Consider the following 19,730-nt stretch of genomic DNA (forward strand, 5'->3'; position numbering starts at 1 on the left):
CGTTTTTTGTACTGTTATCTACGTTCGACCATATTCGTCGTCGAAGCGAACGATATCATCCTCGGCGAGATAATCGCCGCTCTGCACTTCAATGATAACCAGGTCAATTCTGCCTGGGTTTTCGAGCCGATGCTTATGGCCGCAGGGGATGTAAGTAGATTCGTTTGTCCCCAGGAACAACTCCTGCTCGCCATTGACGATTTTGGCGGAGCCGCTGACCACGACCCAGTGCTCCGAACGATGATAGTGCATCTGCAGGCTCAACTGGCGACCGGGCTTCACCTCGATGCGTTTGATCTTGAAGCGCTCGCCTTCCTCCAGAACCGTATAGGTACCCCAGGGCCGGTGTACCGTGCTATGGACCAGATGAGCTTCATGTCCCGAAGCCTTGAGGCCCTCGAAGAGCTTCTTAACGTCCTGAACGCGGTCGCGGGATGTGACAAGCAAAGCGTCCGGGGAATCCACGATCACCAGATCGCTTACGCCCACCGTGCCGATGACGCGCTTGTCTGAGCTCACATAGGTGCCGGTCGTGTCGACCATGTGCACATCGCCGCGTATCCTGTTCCCGCTTTCGTCGGGGGCGATCAAATCGGCCATTGCGTTCCAAGATCCGATGTCGTTCCAATCCATGTCGCAGGGAATCACGGCAAGTCTGTTAGTCTTCTCCATGACAGCGTGGTCGAGCGAGATTCGCGGCGCGGAACCGAAATGCTCAGGCGCGAGTTCGATTTTGGCAAAGCCTTGGCATTGACTGGCGCGGCCGTTCTCATAGCTGTCGGCGACGGCCTGGAGCACCTCGGGACAATGCAAAGCCATCTCGTCGAGCATGGTTTGCGCACTGAAGCAGAAGATGCCGGCGTTCCAGAAGAAGCGTTGAGACGCGACATAGGCTTTGGCTGTCTCCAGATCCGGTTTTTCAACGAAACGGACGACGTTCTCACCATCTGCTTCGATGTAGCCGAATGCGGTGTCCGGTCTGGTTGGGGTGATGCCCAATGTGGCGATCCGCCCGAGCTTCGCATGTTCCATGGCCAGGCCCATCACGTCTAAAAACGCAGGCAGGTTGCTAATCAGGTGATCGGCCGGGAAGACGCACAGGATCGCGTCAGGGCCTTGCGTTGCCCTCGCATGGATCGCGGCTGCAGCCACGGCGGCGGCCGTATCCCGAGCTTCGGGCTCGAGCAGAAAGGTGCGTGGCAGGACCACGGAATCCAGTTCGTCAAATTCGTCCTTGGCCAGGAAGAGGTGGTCCCCGGATGTAACAGCGACGAGTTCCACGACACCTTCTATCGAAGCGGCGCGCAGCACAGTCTGCTGAATGAGAGAATATCCATCCGCCACTTTGAGGAAAGGTTTGGGGTGCGATTGCCTTGAGGCGGGCCATAGCCGCGATCCGGCTCCGCCGCTGATGATCACGGGAATGACTTTCATAACCAACCTCAATTTCGTCTCTGGAGTGATCGCCCGCGTTCTTTCGAGCGTCAGCGTCACGATCGCCGTCGCTCTGGCTTGTCTGCGGCCCCCGCGTAGCAGCGAAGTTCTGGCGCGTTGCAGGCGGCGTCAGATGACGACGCTATCGGTAATGTACGACGCCTCCACTGGCGTCGGTGAGAAATGCGCATTCAACTATGCTGCGTCTGCCGAATTGCGCAGCTGGCGGGTCTTAACTGAGATCAGAGACTTGGCTGCCTTCTATCAAAGTCAAACGACTTGGCTCTTTCAGATCGAATTCAATTACCCGTGGTGCGAAAAGGCGTGCATATCGTGTAAAGGCGCTCGTCGGGGGAAACCGAATTACGGTATCGCAGCGCCCGAGAAGATACATCTCAACGAGGGCGGAAATTCCGCCGTCAATCCCGAGTGCTGCAGTGTGTAAGGGGCCACCTTGATTTGATCCGAAGTGCTTCGGGACAGTGAGCAGATCGGGAAACCTGGCCGACAGAAGATCCAGTATCCGCGCGCTGTCCGTGCATAAGAACAGCCGCACAGGCCTGGGGTGCGGTAACGCCTTAGCCTTGTCAATTGCAGCGCACACTTGCCGAACGGCGAGCTCCGGATCGGCCCAGTAGGGCGCATGCTCCATGATGTCTTCACCGTTACCGTGCCGAACATGAATCCCGATGATGCTGTGCCCCTCAAAACATTCCTGATAAATGGCATCTATGCGGGCTTGAATTTCTGGCCGAGGCTGGACACTCTGGAACACCTGCCGCTCTGCATCCTCATCGCACCGCCACATCAGACAAGCGTCACACACTACTGTGTTCGCTTCGACATCGTGTTCGGCCTGAAAGAGCTCGCCCAACTCATCGCGCTCTTGGAAAATCTGCTCATCTGGCCGGTAAAGGCACTCGATCGCCGGCCTGTTCCACCACTCCGGGAAGAATGGACCAGGGAAGGAAACGTCGTTGATCCGGTCGTCGGAAATAGCCGGCACGCCAGCGATGTCATTGATCGGCTGGAAGAATACCGGAAACGCATTTGTGAAGGGTTGGTCGAGGTAGCAGGCCCCCCGCCAGTCGATGACTAGAGTTCGTCCCGACCGCTGCGCGTAGCGCCAAGCGGCCGCCAATGACCACAGACAATCACCGAACCCCGTACGCCTCCGAGAGACGACGAACCGGCGCTTTTCCAATCCACTAACATGCATTTTCGGAAATCTCGTTCAGAGAGGAGGTTGCATCCGGTTTGGAATCCTTAGTCGACACGTAGACCCTGACGCCGGGCGCTTGGCAGAGGCCGGGCCATAGGGCAGAAGAGCTCACTCAGCACTGCCCACTAATCCCGTGACGCTCGCACAGCTTGAAGCCATGCCCTCGCTTCCGGTTGAGCTTCTCTACTGGGCCTCCGCGGCATATGTAAAATCTATTGAGTGGATGCCGGCCATCCATGTGTTGGATGCCATGATGAAGGGGCTCGGCTGACGCGGGCCCGGCCAATAGAGCCGAAACAGCCGGGGAACGCTGCGACACTGCCTGCCGGAGCAAATCGTTCCGTCGACGCCATACGCCAAGGGTGCAAGGCTGCATACAGCAACCGTCCCGGGCGAGATGAGGTCGACAGCTCGACGCGCCTGGAACCAGCTGATCGACAGAATCTGCAGTCTGCTCCCAAAGTTCTGCACGACCTGTGCCGGATGCTGTGGTGAGGGCGGCTCGCGCCTACGACTCCGGGCCGGCGATGCGCCCCCGCTGCTCGGTCAGACCATCCATTCTGTGGATGCACTTTATCCAAATAATCGATTTCACTGATTCAAACAATTCCCATTAGAAGACGCTGAAGCAAGAAAGAAAGGCGTCCTCACTCGCTGATGGATGAGCAAATCAGCTGCAAGGTGCTGGGAGTACATGTCGCTCACGGCGTGAGCTGAGCGGCACTCAGACCGCATGTACGAAGCCGACGGTTAGCGGCGCAACTCTATGTTGATGTGACTCCAAGCAAGAGGTGTGCTCGGCTGGCGGACTGTCAATGACGAGCTTCGCGCCGCATGTGTCGAAGTGCTCCATAGCGCACGGGGCTGGCCGCACATTGTGTCGGCGTGGCGAGCCGGAGCCGAAACTTTAAACTTTAATAGAGCAGGAATAGAATGGGCGATAGCAGGAAAGTTGCTCTTATTACGGGCATAACTGGACAGGATGGTGCCTATCTTGCCCGTCTTCTTCTCAAAAAAGGCTACATCGTTCATGGGATTAAGCGACGTTCCTCTTCCTTCAACACGGGTCGTATCGAAGACCTCTACCAAGACCCGCACGAATCCGATCCGCGCTTGATCTTGCATTACGGTGACCTCACTGATTCGACTAACCTCATCCGCGTGGTTCAGGAATCTCAGCCAGACGAAATTTACAACTTGGCTGCTCAGAGCCATGTGCAGGTGTCGTTCGAAACACCTGAGTACACAGCAAACGCGGACGGTATCGGTACATTGCGACTTCTTGAGGCGATTCGCCTCCTCGGTCTGACGGACAAGACCCGCTTCTATCAAGCCTCGACTTCGGAGCTATACGGCCTCGTGCAGTCCGTACCGCAGAACGAAACGACGCCCTTTTATCCGCGCAGCCCTTACGCCGCCGCCAAGCTCTACGCCTACTGGATGGTCGTCAATTATCGCGAGGGCTATGGTATGCACGCTTCCAACGGCATTCTTTTTAATCACGAAAGCCCCCTTCGTGGCGAAACTTTTGTGACGCGCAAGATCAGCCGCGCTGCCGCTGCTATCTACCTGGGCAAGCAGGACAAGCTTTATCTCGGCAATCTCGATGCTCAACGCGATTGGGGCCATGCGCGTGAGTACGTGCGAGGTATGTGGATGATGATACAGCAGGATCAACCGGATGATTACGTGCTGGCTACGGGCAAAACGACTCCTGTCCGCCAATTCGTCGAGTGGGCTTTCGAAGATATCGGCGTCGAGATCGAATGGCGTGGCAAGGGTGTCGGCGAAAAGGGCTATGATGTAGCGAGCGGCAGATGCCTAGTCCAAGTGGACCCACGCTACTTCCGCCCCACGGAAGTCGATCTTCTCCTGGGTGACGCTACCAAGGCGAAGGAGAAGCTCGGCTGGGTGCATGAGACATCCGTGCGCGAGCTTGCTGCGGAAATGGTACGCGAAGACCTGAAGGTCATGCAGACATCTGTAGTCATGAAGGAAGCGTAATGTATGATCTGAACGGAAAAACCGTGTGGGTCGCTGGCCACAAAGGTATGGTGGGCAGCGCTGTTGTACGCCGACTCGCGTCTGAAGACTGCAAAGTTGTGGCCGCCCCTCGGGGAGAGCTAGACCTCAAGCGACAGACCGAGGTTGAAAACTTCGTGGCAGTGATGAAACCGGACGCTATCATTATGGCGGCGGCAAAGGTAGGTGGTATTCTCGCGAACGCCACCTATCCGGTCGACTTTCTTTACGACAATCTGATGATCGAGGCCAATATCTTCGCGGCAGCCCACGAAAACAATGTCGACCGCGTCCTCTTCCTCGGCTCGTCTTGCATCTATCCGAAGATGGCACCACAGCCCATTCCTGAAAGCGCGCTTTTGACCGGGCCACTAGAGCGCACCAACGAATGCTACGCCGTCGCCAAGATCACCGGCATCAAAATGGCTCAAGCCTATCGCCAGCAATACGGCCGCGACTACATCTCCGCTATGCCGACGAATCTCTACGGGCCAGGCGACAATTATGACTTGCAGTCAAGCCACGTCATCCCAGCGCTGATCCGGAAAGCGCATGAAGCGAAGCTCATAAGTGATAAGCAAATCACCATCTGGGGCACGGGCACACCACGTCGGGAATTCATGCACGTCGACGACTGCGCCGACGCATTAGTCTTCCTTCTGAAGAACTACTCTGACCATGATCACGTCAATCTCGGCTGCGGACAGGACATCACGATCCTAGAGCTGACTAGAATGATCTGCCGTGTAGTCGGATTTACTGGGGAGATCGCGCATGATCACTCTAGACCTGACGGTACACCGCGAAAGCTCATGAGCGTCGACAAGCTGCGCACTTTGGGATGGGCAGCAAAGATCACTCTCATGGAAGGCATCGAGAGTGTCTATCATGCATTTCTAAACGGGAGCTACACCGAACGGCGATAGATAAGAGGATTTGCTGCGTCTCAGGCCTGTACGCGCTTTCGGGACCCAGAGCTAATGTAGACTGAGACAATCACTCGATGGCGATAGCGCTCATGTGAGCCAGCCGCGAGGAGCCCCGCCGGACCCGGATCCCATCCGCTCCAACCTCGTCCTCGAAGGTCACGGTGCGCTGCCCACGCCGACGCCGACTGCGTCAATCCTCACAAGGGTAACCGTCGATAACCGAACGCGTCTACGGTAACCGAATGTACTTCTTGTTCTCGTCCGAGGGATCTGTCGATGGGCATTCCGGACGAGCCAAAGTTTGAGCATGTTACCTTCAAAACCCGGTTAGCAACGTCGGATTTGGTATGAAATTCGGAACAAGTGGATTACGGGGCCTGGCGACAGAATTGGCAGGAGCCGCCTCTGCCCTATATGCAACGGCATTCGCGACATTCCTGCTGGAATCCGGCCTGGCCAGAATTGGCGACGAGATACTCATAGGGCGCGACTTTCGCGCCTCGAGTCCGGCCATCGCCGCCGTCTGTGCGGCGGCACTGTCCGCGCTCGGCTTCATCGTAGTCGATTGCGGCGCAGTCCCCACCCCTGCCCTGGCACTGTATGCTCAGGCGCGTAAGAGTGGTTGTTTGATGATCACAGGCTCGCACATTCCGGCCGACCGTAATGGAATAAAATTCTATCGACCCGACGGTGAGATCGACAAGGGTGATGAGCGGGAGATAACGCGCATCGCCTTGCAGTTGGAGAAGCGCGGATACGTCCTTGAAGGTGCTGTTGCACGTCGGCAGCACCGGGAGGCCGAATGCAAGGCCTTTTTCATGGCGCGCAATCGAAAGCTTATGGAGATTAATGCTCTAAAGGGCTTAACGGTGGGCGTATATCAGCACAGCACAGTCGCGCGCGATCTCTTGGTTGACATTCTCTCATATCACTGTGCGACGGTCGTAACCCTGGGACGTTCGGAAGGTTTCATTCCTGTCGACACTGAAGCGGTCTCTGACGAGACTGCTCAACAGTTCAAGCTCTGGGCCAAAGAGCATCGGCTTGATGCGGTCGTCTCGGCAGATGGCGATGGTGACCGCCCACTGGTAGCTGACGACCGCGGAGACCCCCTTCGCGGTGATTTGTTAGGCCTGATTACGGCGAACTTCCTGCAAGCGAAGGCAGTCGTCACGCCGGTCACATCAAACTCTGGTATCGAGACCGCAGGTTCTTTTAAAGTCGTGCGTACCAAGGTTGGATCGCCATTTGTTATTGCTGCCATGCTCGATTTGGTTGCGTCGGGTCACGAGCGCGTGGTTGGTTTCGAAGCAAACGGTGGTTTATTGACAGGCACGGACTTTGACCGGAACGGAACTAAACTGCCGGCGCTACCTACACGCGACAGTTTTCTCCCCATCCTCGCGGCACTTTCCCTTGTTAATACAAGTGGGCAGCCACTATCGGAGATTGGCAGTTCCTTTCAATTGCCGGCGGCGGCGGCGGATCGCTTGGAAAATTTTTCCGTCGAAAGCAGCACTCGCCTCATGACATACCTTCGTACAGCAGAAACTAACATCGCCGCCTTCGTCGGGTCGATTGGAGTGGTAAGCAAGGTTAGCGATGTTGACGGACTTCATATCACTCTCGCGGATAAGCGTGTCTTGCATTTGCGTCCATCCGGAAATGCCCCGGAAATGCGGTGCTACGTCGAAGCCGAAAATCGGGAGGACGCGGAGCTTTTGCTCCGGACTGGATTGGATCGAATTCGTAATTGGACGCAAGGCTAAATAAAAGCCGCCTCCCTGCGTATTCCAGGTGACCCTGGGGGTCGCACGAGCTACTCTCGCGCGATCAGAACGTCCACAGTGTCCCTGGCCCTGTCCGCTTTGAAGCGAACCGGAACGCCCGTGGAAATGGCGGGGCGGTGGACGTGAGCCGATCCGTACCGGCCCGAAGCGTCCGGTAGCTCATGGTCAAGGCAGCGCCTTCCGGTAGCGAACAGCCGGTCCCACACTCACCGCCTGTGCCGCATGTACGATGGCGTTGGTGTCCAGGCCGTGGTGACGGTAGAGGTCCGCAATAGTCCCCGTCTGGCCGAAATGCTCGACCCCGAGCGCCTTCACGCGATGCCCGTTAACCCCACCGAGCCACGCGAGCGTCGCCGGGTGGCCGTCGATCACGGTGACGATGCCGCAGTCACGCGATAGCGGCGCGAGCAGCCGCTCGATATGACTCAGGGCGCCAATCGCGCCACGCTGCCGGGCACGTTCCGCCGCCTGCCAGCCCGCATTAAGCCGGTCCGCGGAGGTGATCGCGAGCAGCCCGACATCGCGCCGGTCCTCCGCCAGAAGACCCGTCGCGGCAATCGCCTCCGACGCGACGACGCCTTGATAAGCAATGACGACACTCGCGTTGGGCCCAGGCGGACGCAGCCAATAGGCGCCATTGACGATGTCCCGCGCGAGCGCCGGGTTCATGTCGCGCAGCGGCTGCTCGAGCGGCCGGGTTGACAGGCGAAGATAGACCGATCCTCCGGTCTGATCACGCAGCCACGTCATCTCATCCGGATCCCCCTCGCCATTACGTTGCATGTAATCGAAGGCAAAGCGCATGATCACGGACAGTTCGTCGACGAAGGCCGGTTCGAAGGCGCAAAGCCGATCCTGCGCCATGCCGATCAATGGGGTGCCGATCGACTGGTGTGCTCCGCCCTCGGGCGCTAGCGTCACGCCCGAGGGCGTTGCGACCAGCATGAAGCGCGCATCCTGATAGCAGGCGTAGTTTAGCTGGTCGGCCGATCGGTAGATGAAGGGATCATAGACTGTCCCGATCGGCAGCAGGCGCACGCCATTGATCGAGTGCGAGAGACCGAGTGCCCCGAGCATGATCATCAGGTTCGACTCGGCGATCCCGAGCTCGAGGTGCTGCCCCTTCGGCCCAAATTCCCAGGTAAAGGTCGACGGAATGCGTTCGGCCTTGAAGGTGTCCGCCATGCTCTCCCGGGCGAAAAGGCCGCGCCGGTTGACCCAGCCACCGAGATTGGTCGAGACCGTCACATCGGGCGAGGTGGTGACAATGCGGTCGGCAAGCAGACTGCGCTCGCGTGCGATGTCGTTCAGGATCTGGCCGAACCCCATCTGGGTCGAGAGCGGCTTGCCGGGCTGCCCCGGTGACGGAAGGGTTTCAGGCACCGGCACCGACGGCGCAGACAGCCTCCTACGCCCCTCACTGAAGAACGGCGCCTTTGCGAAGAAGGCGTCAAGTTCCGCTTCCGGCAAGGTGGCGGCCGCCCATTTGTCCCACTCCTCACCCCGCTTTACGCCCATTTGCAGGCGGTAGTCTTCCATCTGCGTGGGCGTCATCTGCCCCGCGTGGTTGTCCTTGTGTCCGGCAAGCGGCAGACCGTAGCCCTTGATGGTGTAACAGATGAAGCAGACGGGACGGTCATGCCTGGACGCCGCCTCGAAGGCTTCGAGGAGGCTCGGCATGTCATGCCCGCCAAGGTTCGTCATCAACGCCTGCAACTCGTCGTCGGAGCGGCGTTCGATCAGAGTGGTGACCGGCCCTTGGTCTCCGATCTCGTCGAGCAGCCGCTTGCGCCAGGCAGCACCCCCTTGGAAGGTCAGCGCCGAATAGAGCTGGTTCGGACAGCGCTCTATCCACTCGAGCAGCTTCTCGCCCCCCGGCTCGGCAAAGGCAGCCTCTTGCAGAGCGCCGTGGCGCAGGACCATCACGTCCCAGCCGAAGTTGCGAAAAATCTGCTCGAAACGCTGCCAGAGGCCCTCCCGGATCACGGCGTCGAGCGACTGGCGATTGTAGTCGACCACCCACCAGCAGTTCCTGAGCCCGTGCTTCCAGCCTTCGATCAGGGCCTCGTAGATGTTGCCCTCATCCATCTCGGCGTCGCCGATCAGGCTGACCATTCGGCCCTCGGCACGCTCCTTCATCCAGCCGTGACCCGAGACGTAGTCCTGCACCAGCGACGAGAACAGCGTCTGAGCAACGCCGAGACCCACCGACCCGGTCGAGAAGTCGACATCGTCGACATCCTTCGTCCGCGAAGGGTAGCTCTGCGCGCCCTTGTAGCCGCGGAAGTTCATGAGCTTTTCGGGGGTCTGGTTGCCCGCCAGATACTGAAGTGCATGGAAGATCGGCGCCGCATGGGGTTTGACCGCCACCCGATCCTGCGGGCGCAGGACCGAACCGTAGAGCGCGGTCATGATGGTACTCAGCGACGCGGACGAGGCCTGATGCCCCCCGACCTTGATCTCATCGCCCTCGCGGACGTGGTTGGCGTGGTGGATCGTCCAGGCTGCGAGCCAGGAGACGCAGCGCTCGATCTCGTTCAGATATTCCAGTTTCCTCGTCATTCAGTTTCCCGCAAATCAGCTGCCGGTCTCACAGGACCCCCGCCCAAATGGTCAAAGATCGAGTTTCAACACACCTGTCGCGCGCGACACACAGGGGATGAAGCGGTGGCCGCGTGCCTCCTTGGACAGGACGGCATCCCGATGGATCGGCTGTCCCGCCAGCATTGCGCATTCGCAGGTCCCGCACACCCCGTTCTCACACGAGGCCATCAACGGCACACCGGCCGCACGCAAGGCGGCCAGTGCCGTGGTCTCAGCCGAAACCTCAACCACCCTGCCCTCAGCCAGTTCTATGACGAACGGTTCCGGTGGCGCGCCATCAAACTCGGGAGGCTGGAAAGTTTCGAAATGAACAGTACCCTCGGGCCAGTGTTGAGCCGCGCGCCCCACAACCGCCATGAAGCCAGGCGGTCCGCAGTAGTATGTCTGCGCGTCGTCCGAACGGTTCGCCAGCAGCGCGGCGATGTTCTGCCGGGTCTGAGGCTCGTCGTCGAAATGGATCCGCACATTGCCGCCAGGAAGATCGCTCCCGATCGCCGCCAAGAGTGGCGTGAGCGCCCGGCTGCGGGTGAAATAGTGCAACTCGAAGGGCTTGGCCTGCCGGGTGAGCGCGCGCGCCATGGCCAGAATCGGGGTGATCCCGATTCCCCCTGCCAGCAGCAAAATCGGCCCCTCGCCTGGCTTGAGCGCAAAATGGTTGCGTGGCGCGGAGACAGGCAGTGTGGAGCCGACGGCAATGGTTTCGTGGATCCACGCCGAGCCGCCACGGCCGTCATTCTCGCGCTTCACCGCGATGGTGTAGCGGCCAAGCTCGGTCGGGTCGCCGCAAAGTGAATACTGACGCACCTTCCCTTCAGGCAGATGGACGTCGACGTGAGAACCCGCTTCGAACGCCGGCAGCACAGGTTTGCGTGGGTGTTTCAGGTCGATGACCAGCACGTCGCCCGGCTCCTTGCGGGCGGCGGTCACGGTCAGCTTCATGATGATGCGCGGCGAGGCCATGGCGTTTCACTCGTCGATGGGCAAGATCAGATCACCGGGGCGGATCACGCCCCCGACCTCGATTGTGCAGTTCAGGCCGGAGCGGTTCAGAAGCCCCTCGTAGAGACCCGGAAGCCCGAGCAACTCCTCGATATACTTGCACGGCACATTCATCCGGGCGGCCCTGAGAATCGTTTCCCCGACCCGGAAGCGTTTGCCGACAAGATGGCTAAGCGGAACGCCTCGTGTCGTCAGATTGCGCCGGTGATCTTCGGGTGCGAGCTTGGCCTTGAAGCCCGGAATTCTGGGTTCGCCCTGGGCGATGGCGTCCAAGACTTCAGCTTCGATCAGCGTCACTTCGCGAACGTCAGGACGCGCGGAATAGGTCCCCGTCCCCAGGTAGTAGCGGTCTCCGACAACGCCTTGGCCGGCAATAAGCTGCGCCTGCGCCAGCTCCTCCATTTCATAGGAGGCGGCAGGCGCGATATGGACGTGAAGCAGCTTTCCTCGCCAGGTCATCATCGCTCTCGGAAATTCGTCCGTGGAAACCTGCTGCAAAACTGGCCTGATCAACAGCGCCAGTTGCATGGCATTTTCCCGGTCCAGTTGGCTGTTTGGAAAGAAATACGGGGGCCCCTCGGACCGTTTTCAGCGCCAGCTTTCGGCGTCGCCCCGGCTCAGTTGTTCCGCGCCGGCATCGCGTCTTGCACCTGCTTGACAACCTCTCGCAGGACCTCAACGCCCTTCCCGATCTGCCGAATGCTCAAGGCGGCATAGCCCATGACAAGTCCGACGCGATCGGTGCGGCCTTCGTCCGATGGCCGTTCGTAGAGCGGCGAGATCAGGTGTAGCCCCAGGCCAGCGTCGCGGGCGGATTCGACCAAGGCCGTTTCCCGCGATCGTGGCAGGTCATTGAACCAAACCGCGACGTGCAGTCCCGCATCTGCTCCCTGGACAGTGATGCGATCCCCGAAGCTGTGCTGCAAGGCACCCAACAACGTTTCCCGACGCTCGCCGTTCAGCCTGCGCACACGGCGCACATGGCTTTCGTAGCCGCCGCTCTCGATCAACGATGCCAGCGCTTCCTGTTCAGCGACCGGCGAATGCCGGTCTGCGAATTGTTTGGCGGTTGCGAAGACCTCCTGCAATTCGGGCGGGACGACGAGGTAGCCGATGCGCAGCATCGGCGAGAGCGTTTTGGAGATCGTGCCGAGGTAGATGACAGCCCCGTGGTCCTCGAGACTGTGCAGCGGAGGGACCGGATTGATGTCGTAGCGATATTCGCTGTCGTAGTCGTCCTCGATCACATAGGCGTTGTTGTGCCGCGCCCATTTCAGAAGCTGATGGCGGCGCGCGATCGGCATGACGCCGCCCAGCGGAAACTGATGCGATGGCGTCACATAAGCCAGTCGTGCTCCGATCCCCGCTAGCAACTCGGTCCTCATCCCGTCTTCGTCGACGATGACCGGGATGGGTGAGGCACCCGTACTGGCAAAGACCTGACGCGCCATCCTGTAGCACGGATCCTCGATGACGAAACGGTCGGCGGGATCGAGAAGCAGGCGCGCGCACAGATCAAGGCCCTGCTGCGAACCGTTCACAACTATGATCTGGTCGAGGTCGCAGCTCAGGGTCCGGGCGCGCCAGAGATAGCCCTGAAGCGCCTGGCGAAGCCGGCGCGAGCCACGAGGATCGTCATAGGCAAGACGCAGCGGGCGCTGCCCCATCTCCTCGTTCATCGCGCGTTTCCAGACCAATGAAGGGAAATCCGACGGCGCGAGGTCGCCATAGCGGAACTCGACCTTCAGCCCAGTCGGCAGATAATCTGGCCAGGGTGACGTCGCGCGCAGCCGCTCGCCATATGCGGACAGGTGGATTGGGCCGACCCGTTGCGCGTGAGTGCGCCCCGTCCCATGGCCCATCAACGAAGACGCAACGCGAGGTCGTGCGCCTTGACGGACTTCGATGAAACCCTCCGCAGCCAGTTGTTCATAGGCGACCGTCACCGTGGTTCGCGAAACGCCGAGGTCATTTGCCAGGGCCCGGGAGGATGGCAACTGACTGCCGGTTTCGTAGACGCCGCCGAGGATTTGCTCGCGAAGGGCTTCGTATATCTGGCGTGCACCCATCGCGTGCGAGCGCACTGCAGACCCGGCACTTGAAGACTGGACCATCTCTTTCATCGCCAACTGGATATTTCACATTGGCCAGGTTGCCGTCAATCTTTCGGAACCCCAAGAGAGATCGCAGAGGCCGAATGACCAGCTCCCATCAATCCGAAACCGATGCTCCCACGGGGTCGCTCAACCGCACCAGCCCCGGATTTGCCACCCGGGCGATCCATCATGGCTACGATCCGGCCGGCTTTTCCAATGCCGTCCAGCCGCCAGTGTTCCTGACGTCAACCTATGGGTTCGAAAGCGTGGCAGCAAACGATGCCGCCGCCGCCCTTGGTGGAAGGCTCTATGCGCGCGAATACAATCCCACGACCGAGATCCTCGAGCAGCGGCTCGCGAATCTGGAAGGAGCCGAGGCAGGGCTGGTTGTTGCCTCGGGGATAGCGGCCTTCGGCACTCTGATCCTGTCGCTCCTGTCCCAGGGCGATGAACTCATCGTCCACAAGACGCTTTATGCGAACACGCTTGCCATGGTCGAACAGGCGGTCCCCCGCTTCGGCATCAAGGTCGTCGCGGTCGATCTGTCAAATCCTCACAATCTCGATGCTGCGATCACCGAGCGGACGCGGCTGGTTTTCTTCGAGACGCCGGTGAATCCGCTGAGCCGCATCCTCGACATAGCGGCAATTGCCGAGCGCGCTCACGCGCGCGGTGTAAGGGTTGCAGTCGACAGCACCTTCGCCTCGCCCGCGCTCCAGCGACCGCTTGAGCACGGGGCGGACATCGTGCTCCATTCGATGACCAAGTACATCAATGGTCATGGCGATGCCCTTGGCGGGGCGCTTCTCGGCGACGCCCAGACGCTCCGTACGCTGCATGAAACGGGCCTGCGCTACATCACCGGCGCAGCGCTCTCGCCCATGTCAGCTTTCCTAATCCTGCGCGGTCTCAAGACGCTGACGCTGCGTATGGAACGGCACAGCGCCACAGCCCTTGCGGTGGCTCGGGCGCTGGAAGCGCACCCGGCGGTGGCATTTGTGAGTTATCCGTTCCTCGACTCGCACCCTGATCAGGTGACGGCGCGAAAACAGATGTCCAACGGATCGGGCATGTTGGCCTTTGGCCTCCACGCTGGATACGAAGGAGCGCGCCGGATGATGGACCGGCTCAACCTGATCATTCGCGCCGTCAGCCTCGGCGATGCCGACAGCCTCATCTATCATCCAGCAAGCCTCACCCGTGCTCGGCAGCCGATCCGCAAGGATGCCCATTTGGCCGATGGAGTCGGCGAGGATCTCATGCGTCTCTCGGTGGGGCTTGAAGACGCTGATGACCTGATCGCCGATCTGCGGCGGGCTTTGGACGTCTTGTAATGACCTGGCGTGCGGCCACCTCTGCGCTCACACATAGATCTGGAGCCTTGCCATGGCATTCCTGAGCGGTCTTTCCGCGTTCCCCATCACCCCGACCAATCGTGACGGCCGCGTTGATAGCGTTGCCCTGCGCAGGCTGATTGCTCGGCTTGGCATTGCTCAGGTCGATTCCATCGGTCTTCTCGGCAGCACCGGCACATACATCTATCTGTCGCGCGAGCAACGGCGGCGGGCGCTCTCCGAGACCTTGGACCAAACGGCGGGGCAAATGCCGGTCGTGGTGGGTGTGGGCGCGCTGCGCACCGATGAAGCCGTGGGGCTCGCGCAAGACGCCAAGGCCCTTGGAGCAGCTGCGGGTTTGCTTGCCGCCGCCTCCTACACCCCGCTTACTGATGACGAGGTGTTCGATCATTTCTCCACTGTGGCGCGCGAAAGTGGCCTGCCGATCGTCGTCTACGACAATCCAGGAACGACGCATTTCCATTTCAGTCCACCCCTTGTCAGCCGCCTGGCAAAGGTGGCTGGGATTGTCGCCATCAAGAATCCGACAGACAAAAGCGATGCGATCAAGAACCACCTGACCGCCCAGAGGCGCACACTGCCGGAAGGGTTCTCGATTGGTTACAGCGGCGACTGGAACGCCGCCGAGGCCATGATCGCCGGCGCCGACACATGGTACAGCGTCCTCGCGGGCATCCTGCCCGAGGTCTGCATGACGATCGTCACAGCGGCGCAACAGGGCGATGCGGCCGAAGCGCGACGGATCAATGCCGCGCTGGTCCCGATCTGGAGCCTCTTCAAGGAGTTCTCGAGCCTTCGCGTCGTCTATGCACTCGCTGAATTGCTCGACGTTTGCAGTGCCGAACCCCCGCGTCCCATCCTGCCTCTGCCCCCAGCAGCGAAGCGCCAGATCGCCGCCGCGTTGAAAGGTTTGCCATCGGATGCCAGCCGGTGAACAGCAAACCCCGTTCGGCAAGTGAAAGGTATTTACCCGCTCATTTCGAGATCTGATCGAAAACAACGCACTCGGCGTGCTGATAGCCATGGCTGGAGCGGTCTCGACGCCAATCACACCCCCTTCGAACTCGACAATCGACTGCGGAGGTACAGACTGCGCAGGGCACTCCGCCCATGCCGCACCGTTCGCCTTCAAACTAGGAATCGGTGGTTTATCCATTGGAATGGCATCGAGCCGGCGCTTTACTTCCGGCCCGGTGCGCGCATTGAAGCCGGTGCCAATGCCGCCGGCGAACACCAGATTTCCGTCCTCGACATTCGCCAGAGCACGCTTCCCGACCGCCGTAACTGTTGCCGGGTTCGCAGCCGATGACGATGAACTCATCACTCAGCACGCATTTTGTCTCACCCATTCTTGGCGCCGGCCGGATCGATATGGACTGACACGCAGCTTGGAGACGATGCCCATCGAGGCCGAACTGGGAGACTTGCGCGAGAATGTCGCTGCCGCCGCTGATCTCGTCGCTCAGAACGATGCCGTTTGGCGGCGTCTCAGCAGGTTAACTAGCGCTTTGCGCCGATCGACGAGTGGCCGATCGCGAAGACCCTCGCCGTCGATCTTGAGCAGGTCGAAGCCGGCAAGCATGGTCCTGACGTCTCCCGCCGCGGCCAAGAGCCCGCTGAAGACTGGGAATGCGCGACAAGCCTTCTGGTCAACGACGAACGCCTCACCGCCTATTATCGCGTCCGAGGCGCCGAGCTCGGCCACCGCCCGGGACGATAGCCGGAAACCTGAGGGTCCAGTCGTGGAGGTTGCGGGTCGAGGTAGGCCCCCATCGATAGTAGTCCCATTTCATTTCGTGTAGCCAATCAGGGCCCTGCCGGACGCGGCCGACCAGCGGTCGATGTTCGCGACGACCCGAATGTCCAGTCTCGTGTAACCCAGCCTAAAGCGGCCTGTCCGCCCAAAAAATGACATTCAGTTGCCTCCAGCCTTTCGACACGACCCACTTCACGATCTCGTAACTCGCCAACCTAGCGGCTTGTTGCTTGAGCTGCGCGTTCCTACGGTGTGGTCGCTAGGCCTCAGCAACAAGAGCTCGGTTGCCAGGCGGGCGGAGGCTCAACGAGATAGCCAGCTCAGGACAAGGAGAGCAAGCAATGGTCGCTTTTACCCTCAATGGCGAGGCGCGAACACTCGACGTCGATCCAGAGATGCCGCTGCTCTGGGCGGTCCGTGACGTCATCGGACTCACGGGAACGAAATTCGGTTGCGGGCTTGCCCAGTGCGGCGCTTGCACGGTTCACGTTAACGGCATGCCGACGCGCTCGTGCCAGACCGCAGTCGGCGACATCGAAGGAGCCTCGATCACCACCATTGAGGGTGTGTCGGGCAAGATAGGCGAAACGGTCCAGGCCGTGTGGGCCGAGTTCGACGTACCTCAATGCGGCTATTGCCAGTCTGGCCAGATCATGTCGGCCGTGGCCCTCCTTACAGAAACGCCTAAGCCGACGGACGATGATATTGATTCGGCGATGAGCGGCAACCTCTGCCGCTGCGCCACCTATCATCGCATCCGCGCGGCCATCCACGAGACCGCCAACCGGCTGGAGACTTGAGGCATGTCGCAGTTTCTCTCGAAGCATACTGCCGTGCGGCCCACGCGCCGCTGGTTCCTCGTCGGCGCGGGCGTTACCACCGGCGGCCTCGCAGTGGGCTACCGGCCAGTGCTGGCCGCGCCCGACATCGCACAAACGACCCCTGCAAAGGTTCCGGCGAACCCCTTCCAGACCTATGTCGAGATCACAAAGGAGAACCGAATCATCATCCACTCCTCGCAGTTCGAGATGGGACAAGGCTCCTATTTCGGCATCGCCACCCTGGTTATGGAAGAGCTCGACGGCGACTGGGCGCAGGTGGACGTGGTCGGCGGATATGGCAATACCGCGTTCTACGGCAATCTCGCCTGGGGCGGGGCCGCACAGGCAACTGGTGGCTCCACGTCGATGGGCTCGTCGTGGGAACGCTACCGCAAGGCGGGTGCTGCCGCACGGGCCTTGCTGGTGGCGGCCGCGGCGCAGCGGTGGGACGTGCCAGCCGGCGAGATCAAAGTCGCTTCCGGGGTCGTGTCGCACGCCTCAGGGATGCAGGCGCGCTACGGTGACCTGGCTGAAGCCGCAGCGGGAATGCCGGTTCCCGACGACGTGCCGCTAAAGCCGCGCGACAAGTGGGCCCAGATCGGATCGGACAGCCTCAAGCGCTACGATTCCGCCGGCAAGACCAACGGCGCGCAGACCTACACGATCGACCTCATGATGGAGGGACTCCAGACGGCCGTTATGATCCATCCGCCGAAGTTCGGCGCCGAGATCGAGAGCTTCGACGCAACCAAGGCCAAGGCACTCGACGGCATTGTCGATGTCGTCCAGACGCCGCGAGGCCTTGCCGTGGTTGGCAGGGACACCTGGACGGCGCTGAAGGGCCGCGACCTCGTGGAGGTGACCTGGAACGAGGAGAAGGCCGAAGAGCGCGGCACGGCCGAGATCATGGCCGAATACAACAAGGCAGCAGACGATCTGGGCGCGGCCACCGCGCGCGACGACGGTAACACTCCCGCAGCGTTCGCCAGTGCTGAGAAAATCATCGAGGGGCACTACGAATTCCCCTATCTTGTCCATGCTTCGATCGAGCCACTCAACGCGGCCGCCCGAATCAACGAAGACGGCACCATCGATGTCTGGGGCGGACACCAGATGCCCGACCTTTATCAGGCGGCTGCCGCTCAGGTAGGCGGCACCACGCCGGACAAGGTGAGGCTGCACGTGATGAAGACCGGCGGCAGTTTCGGCCGCCGCGCGGTCTTGGATGCAGATGTCATTATCGAAGCTGTTTCCACAGCGCGTGCACTGGGGCGCGGCAAGCCAGTGAAGGTGCAGTGGACCCGCGAGAATGACATGCGGGGTGGGCGGTACCGGCCGGCCTATGTGCACGCAGTCAAGGCGGGGCTCGACAAGAAAGGCAATGTCGTCGCTCTCCATGACCACATCGTGGGTCAATCGGTCTTGGGCGGTTCGACCTCTGCGGCGATGATCAAGAACGGCATCGATCCAACCTCCGTAGAGGGCGCCACCAACCTGCCCTATGCGATCCCGAACCTGAAGGTCGAGCTGACCACCACGGACGTGAACATCCCGGTGCTGTGGTGGCGTTCGGTAGGCTCCACCCACACCGCTTACGCGGTGGAAACCCTGATCGATGAGCTCGCCGCCGCTGCGAACCGTGATCCGGTCGACTTCCGCTTGTCAATGCTCGGTCACCATCCACGGCATGCCGCCGTGCTTAAAGTGGCTGCTGAGAAGGCAGGCTGGGACAAGCCTCTGCCGGAAGGCCGTTTCCGCGGCGTGGCCCTGCATGAAAGCCTCTCGACCTATGTCGCCGATGTGGTGGAGATCACCCTCAACGATGAAAATGGTTTCAAGGTCGACCGCGTCGTCTGCGCGGTAGATTGCGGCACCGCGATAAATCCTGACCAGATTCGCGCTCAGATGGAGGGCGGTATCGGATTCGGGCTAGGTGCGATCCTCCAGGAGGAGCTGACCCTGAAGGGCGGTGTCGTAGACCAAGAGAACTACGATACCTATACACCGCTCAGGATCGAGCAGATGCCGCGAGTCGAGGTGCACATTGTGCCGTCCGAGGAGCCGCCCACGGGAGTTGGTGAGCCAGGTGTGCCGCCGATCGGCCCGGCCGTCGCCAACGCGCTACGGGCGGCGACGGGCAAGACTATCCGCAAGCTGCCGATTATAAAGAACATGTCAGGAATGACACCATGAAACAGCCGCGATGAAGATCGCGCCGTTTTCGAACCCTCCTGACAGGCGCTCATTTCCATGGGTCAAATTCCGGCGGCTGCCCGCTCCAATATCCGGTTTGGAGACGGCACCCCGTGTTCTGAACGACCACAGACGGGCCTTGGCGCCGGTTCCACTGAAGAACCGCTTGCGAGACGCAAATGCGTCCACTCCATGAAGAGCACAACCGTATAGCACCAGGAAGGCTAGCTACCTCCATCGCTTCGGAGACCCAGGAACCCTCAGAAAACCGAACCTCCAGAGCTCAGAGGCGCTCGTGATCACAATCGCGCTGGTGCGTGGATCATTGTTCAAGGGTTTGTCAATAGGCAGGCGAGATGGCCGATCGACATGATCTTCGCCCGATGCCCTACAAACACAATGCCAGCCGCTGTCACGGAGTCGCGAAGACGAAGGCAATGAGGGTCGACGCCGATACTCATCGTTTGGTTGACAGAGCGCTTGGAATGCCATGCGCTTCACATCGGAGT

13 protein-coding genes are annotated in these 19,730 nt (G+C 60.4%); 7 read left to right on the forward strand and 6 right to left on the reverse strand.

What is annotated here, in order from left to right:
* Positions 1–18 precede the first annotated feature (18 nt).
* Together NKI32_RS21275 and NKI32_RS21280 are read right to left on the reverse strand one after the other, a co-directional pair.
* Positions 19–1,434, reverse strand: a complete 1,416-nt coding sequence (locus NKI32_RS21275) for a mannose-1-phosphate guanylyltransferase/mannose-6-phosphate isomerase (protein WP_352546091.1) — start codon at positions 1,432–1,434, stop codon at positions 19–21.
* A gap of 232 nt (positions 1,435–1,666) precedes the next feature.
* On the reverse strand, positions 1,667–2,653 hold the full coding sequence (locus NKI32_RS21280) for a nodulation protein NodZ (RefSeq protein ID WP_023711832.1): 987 nt from the start codon (positions 2,651–2,653) through the stop codon (positions 1,667–1,669).
* Positions 2,654–3,589: 936 nt separating this feature from the next.
* On the opposite strand from NKI32_RS21280, the gene gmd reads away from it, so the two are divergent.
* The 3 genes from gmd (at position 3,590) to NKI32_RS21295 (ending at position 7,376) form a co-directional block, all read left to right on the forward strand.
* Positions 3,590–4,660 carry a GDP-mannose 4,6-dehydratase gene (gmd, locus tag NKI32_RS21285; protein ID WP_023692482.1) on the forward strand — a complete coding sequence of 357 codons (1,071 nt, stop codon included), beginning with the start codon at positions 3,590–3,592 and terminating at the stop codon, positions 4,658–4,660.
* Positions 4,660–5,604 (forward strand): GDP-L-fucose synthase, encoded by a 945-nt coding sequence (gene fcl, locus NKI32_RS21290; protein ID WP_023689384.1) that lies wholly within the window; start codon positions 4,660–4,662, stop codon positions 5,602–5,604. The genes gmd and fcl overlap by 1 nt, the downstream gene beginning before the upstream one ends.
* A gap of 350 nt (positions 5,605–5,954) precedes the next feature.
* Entirely contained in the window at positions 5,955–7,376 is a 1,422-nt protein-coding gene (locus NKI32_RS21295; RefSeq protein ID WP_353003491.1) for a phosphomannomutase, read from the forward strand.
* A 186-nt stretch (positions 7,377–7,562) separates the two neighbouring features.
* On the opposite strand, the gene NKI32_RS21300 is transcribed toward NKI32_RS21295, so the two are convergent.
* The 4 genes from NKI32_RS21300 to pdxR all read right to left on the reverse strand — a co-directional run bounded on the left by NKI32_RS21300 (position 7,563) and on the right by pdxR (position 13,123).
* A complete protein-coding gene (locus tag NKI32_RS21300; protein WP_353003493.1) occupies positions 7,563–9,959 on the reverse strand; it encodes a transketolase in 2,397 nt (798 codons plus the stop codon).
* Between the two features lie 51 nt (positions 9,960–10,010).
* Positions 10,011–10,961, reverse strand: coding sequence for a PDR/VanB family oxidoreductase (locus NKI32_RS21305; protein ID WP_353003495.1), 951 nt, complete (start codon positions 10,959–10,961; stop codon positions 10,011–10,013).
* A 6-nt stretch (positions 10,962–10,967) separates the two neighbouring features.
* On the reverse strand, positions 10,968–11,459 hold the full coding sequence (locus NKI32_RS21310; RefSeq protein WP_023704114.1) for an MOSC domain-containing protein: 492 nt from the start codon (positions 11,457–11,459) through the stop codon (positions 10,968–10,970).
* Positions 11,460–11,617: 158 nt separating this feature from the next.
* On the reverse strand, positions 11,618–13,123 hold the full coding sequence (pdxR, locus tag NKI32_RS21315; RefSeq protein ID WP_353003502.1) for a MocR-like pyridoxine biosynthesis transcription factor PdxR: 1,506 nt from the start codon (positions 13,121–13,123) through the stop codon (positions 11,618–11,620).
* A 74-nt stretch (positions 13,124–13,197) separates the two neighbouring features.
* Between pdxR and NKI32_RS21320 the strand changes: the two genes are divergently transcribed.
* The 4 genes from NKI32_RS21320 (at position 13,198) to NKI32_RS21335 (ending at position 19,221) form a co-directional block, all read left to right on the forward strand.
* Positions 13,198–14,430, forward strand: a complete 1,233-nt coding sequence (locus NKI32_RS21320; RefSeq protein ID WP_353003504.1) for a trans-sulfuration enzyme family protein — start codon at positions 13,198–13,200, stop codon at positions 14,428–14,430.
* Positions 14,431–14,482: 52 nt separating this feature from the next.
* A complete protein-coding gene (locus tag NKI32_RS21325) occupies positions 14,483–15,385 on the forward strand; it encodes a dihydrodipicolinate synthase family protein (protein WP_023685525.1) in 903 nt (300 codons plus the stop codon).
* Between the two features lie 1,163 nt (positions 15,386–16,548).
* Positions 16,549–17,007 carry a (2Fe-2S)-binding protein gene (locus tag NKI32_RS21330; protein WP_023689394.1) on the forward strand — a complete coding sequence of 153 codons (459 nt, stop codon included), beginning with the start codon at positions 16,549–16,551 and terminating at the stop codon, positions 17,005–17,007.
* Between the two features lie 3 nt (positions 17,008–17,010).
* Positions 17,011–19,221: a xanthine dehydrogenase family protein molybdopterin-binding subunit gene (locus NKI32_RS21335; RefSeq protein ID WP_023818730.1), complete on the forward strand. Its 2,211-nt coding sequence runs from the start codon at positions 17,011–17,013 to the stop codon at positions 19,219–19,221.
* Positions 19,222–19,730 lie beyond the last annotated feature (509 nt).

Source organism: Mesorhizobium sp. M0761 (genome assembly GCF_040320205.1).
Lineage (GTDB): Bacteria > Pseudomonadota > Alphaproteobacteria > Rhizobiales > Rhizobiaceae > Mesorhizobium.

Coding starts and splice junctions, on each gene's coding strand:
- NKI32_RS21300 (WP_353003493.1), bottom strand. CDS start 9,959: ATGACGAGGAAACTGGAATATCTGAACGAGATCGAGCGCTGCGTCTCC.
- NKI32_RS21325 (WP_023685525.1), top strand. CDS start 14,483: ATGGCATTCCTGAGCGGTCTTTCCGCGTTCCCCATCACCCCGACCAAT.
- NKI32_RS21275 (WP_352546091.1), bottom strand. CDS start 1,434: ATGAAAGTCATTCCCGTGATCATCAGCGGCGGAGCCGGATCGCGGCTA.
- NKI32_RS21280 (WP_023711832.1), bottom strand. CDS start 2,653: ATGCATGTTAGTGGATTGGAAAAGCGCCGGTTCGTCGTCTCTCGGAGG.
- NKI32_RS21335 (WP_023818730.1), top strand. CDS start 17,011: ATGTCGCAGTTTCTCTCGAAGCATACTGCCGTGCGGCCCACGCGCCGC.
- pdxR (WP_353003502.1), bottom strand. CDS start 13,123: ATGAAAGAGATGGTCCAGTCTTCAAGTGCCGGGTCTGCAGTGCGCTCG.
- NKI32_RS21310 (WP_023704114.1), bottom strand. CDS start 11,459: ATGACCTGGCGAGGAAAGCTGCTTCACGTCCATATCGCGCCTGCCGCC.
- NKI32_RS21330 (WP_023689394.1), top strand. CDS start 16,549: ATGGTCGCTTTTACCCTCAATGGCGAGGCGCGAACACTCGACGTCGAT.
- gmd (WP_023692482.1), top strand. CDS start 3,590: ATGGGCGATAGCAGGAAAGTTGCTCTTATTACGGGCATAACTGGACAG.
- NKI32_RS21305 (WP_353003495.1), bottom strand. CDS start 10,961: ATGGCCTCGCCGCGCATCATCATGAAGCTGACCGTGACCGCCGCCCGC.
- fcl (WP_023689384.1), top strand. CDS start 4,660: ATGTATGATCTGAACGGAAAAACCGTGTGGGTCGCTGGCCACAAAGGT.
- NKI32_RS21295 (WP_353003491.1), top strand. CDS start 5,955: ATGAAATTCGGAACAAGTGGATTACGGGGCCTGGCGACAGAATTGGCA.
- NKI32_RS21320 (WP_353003504.1), top strand. CDS start 13,198: ATGACCAGCTCCCATCAATCCGAAACCGATGCTCCCACGGGGTCGCTC.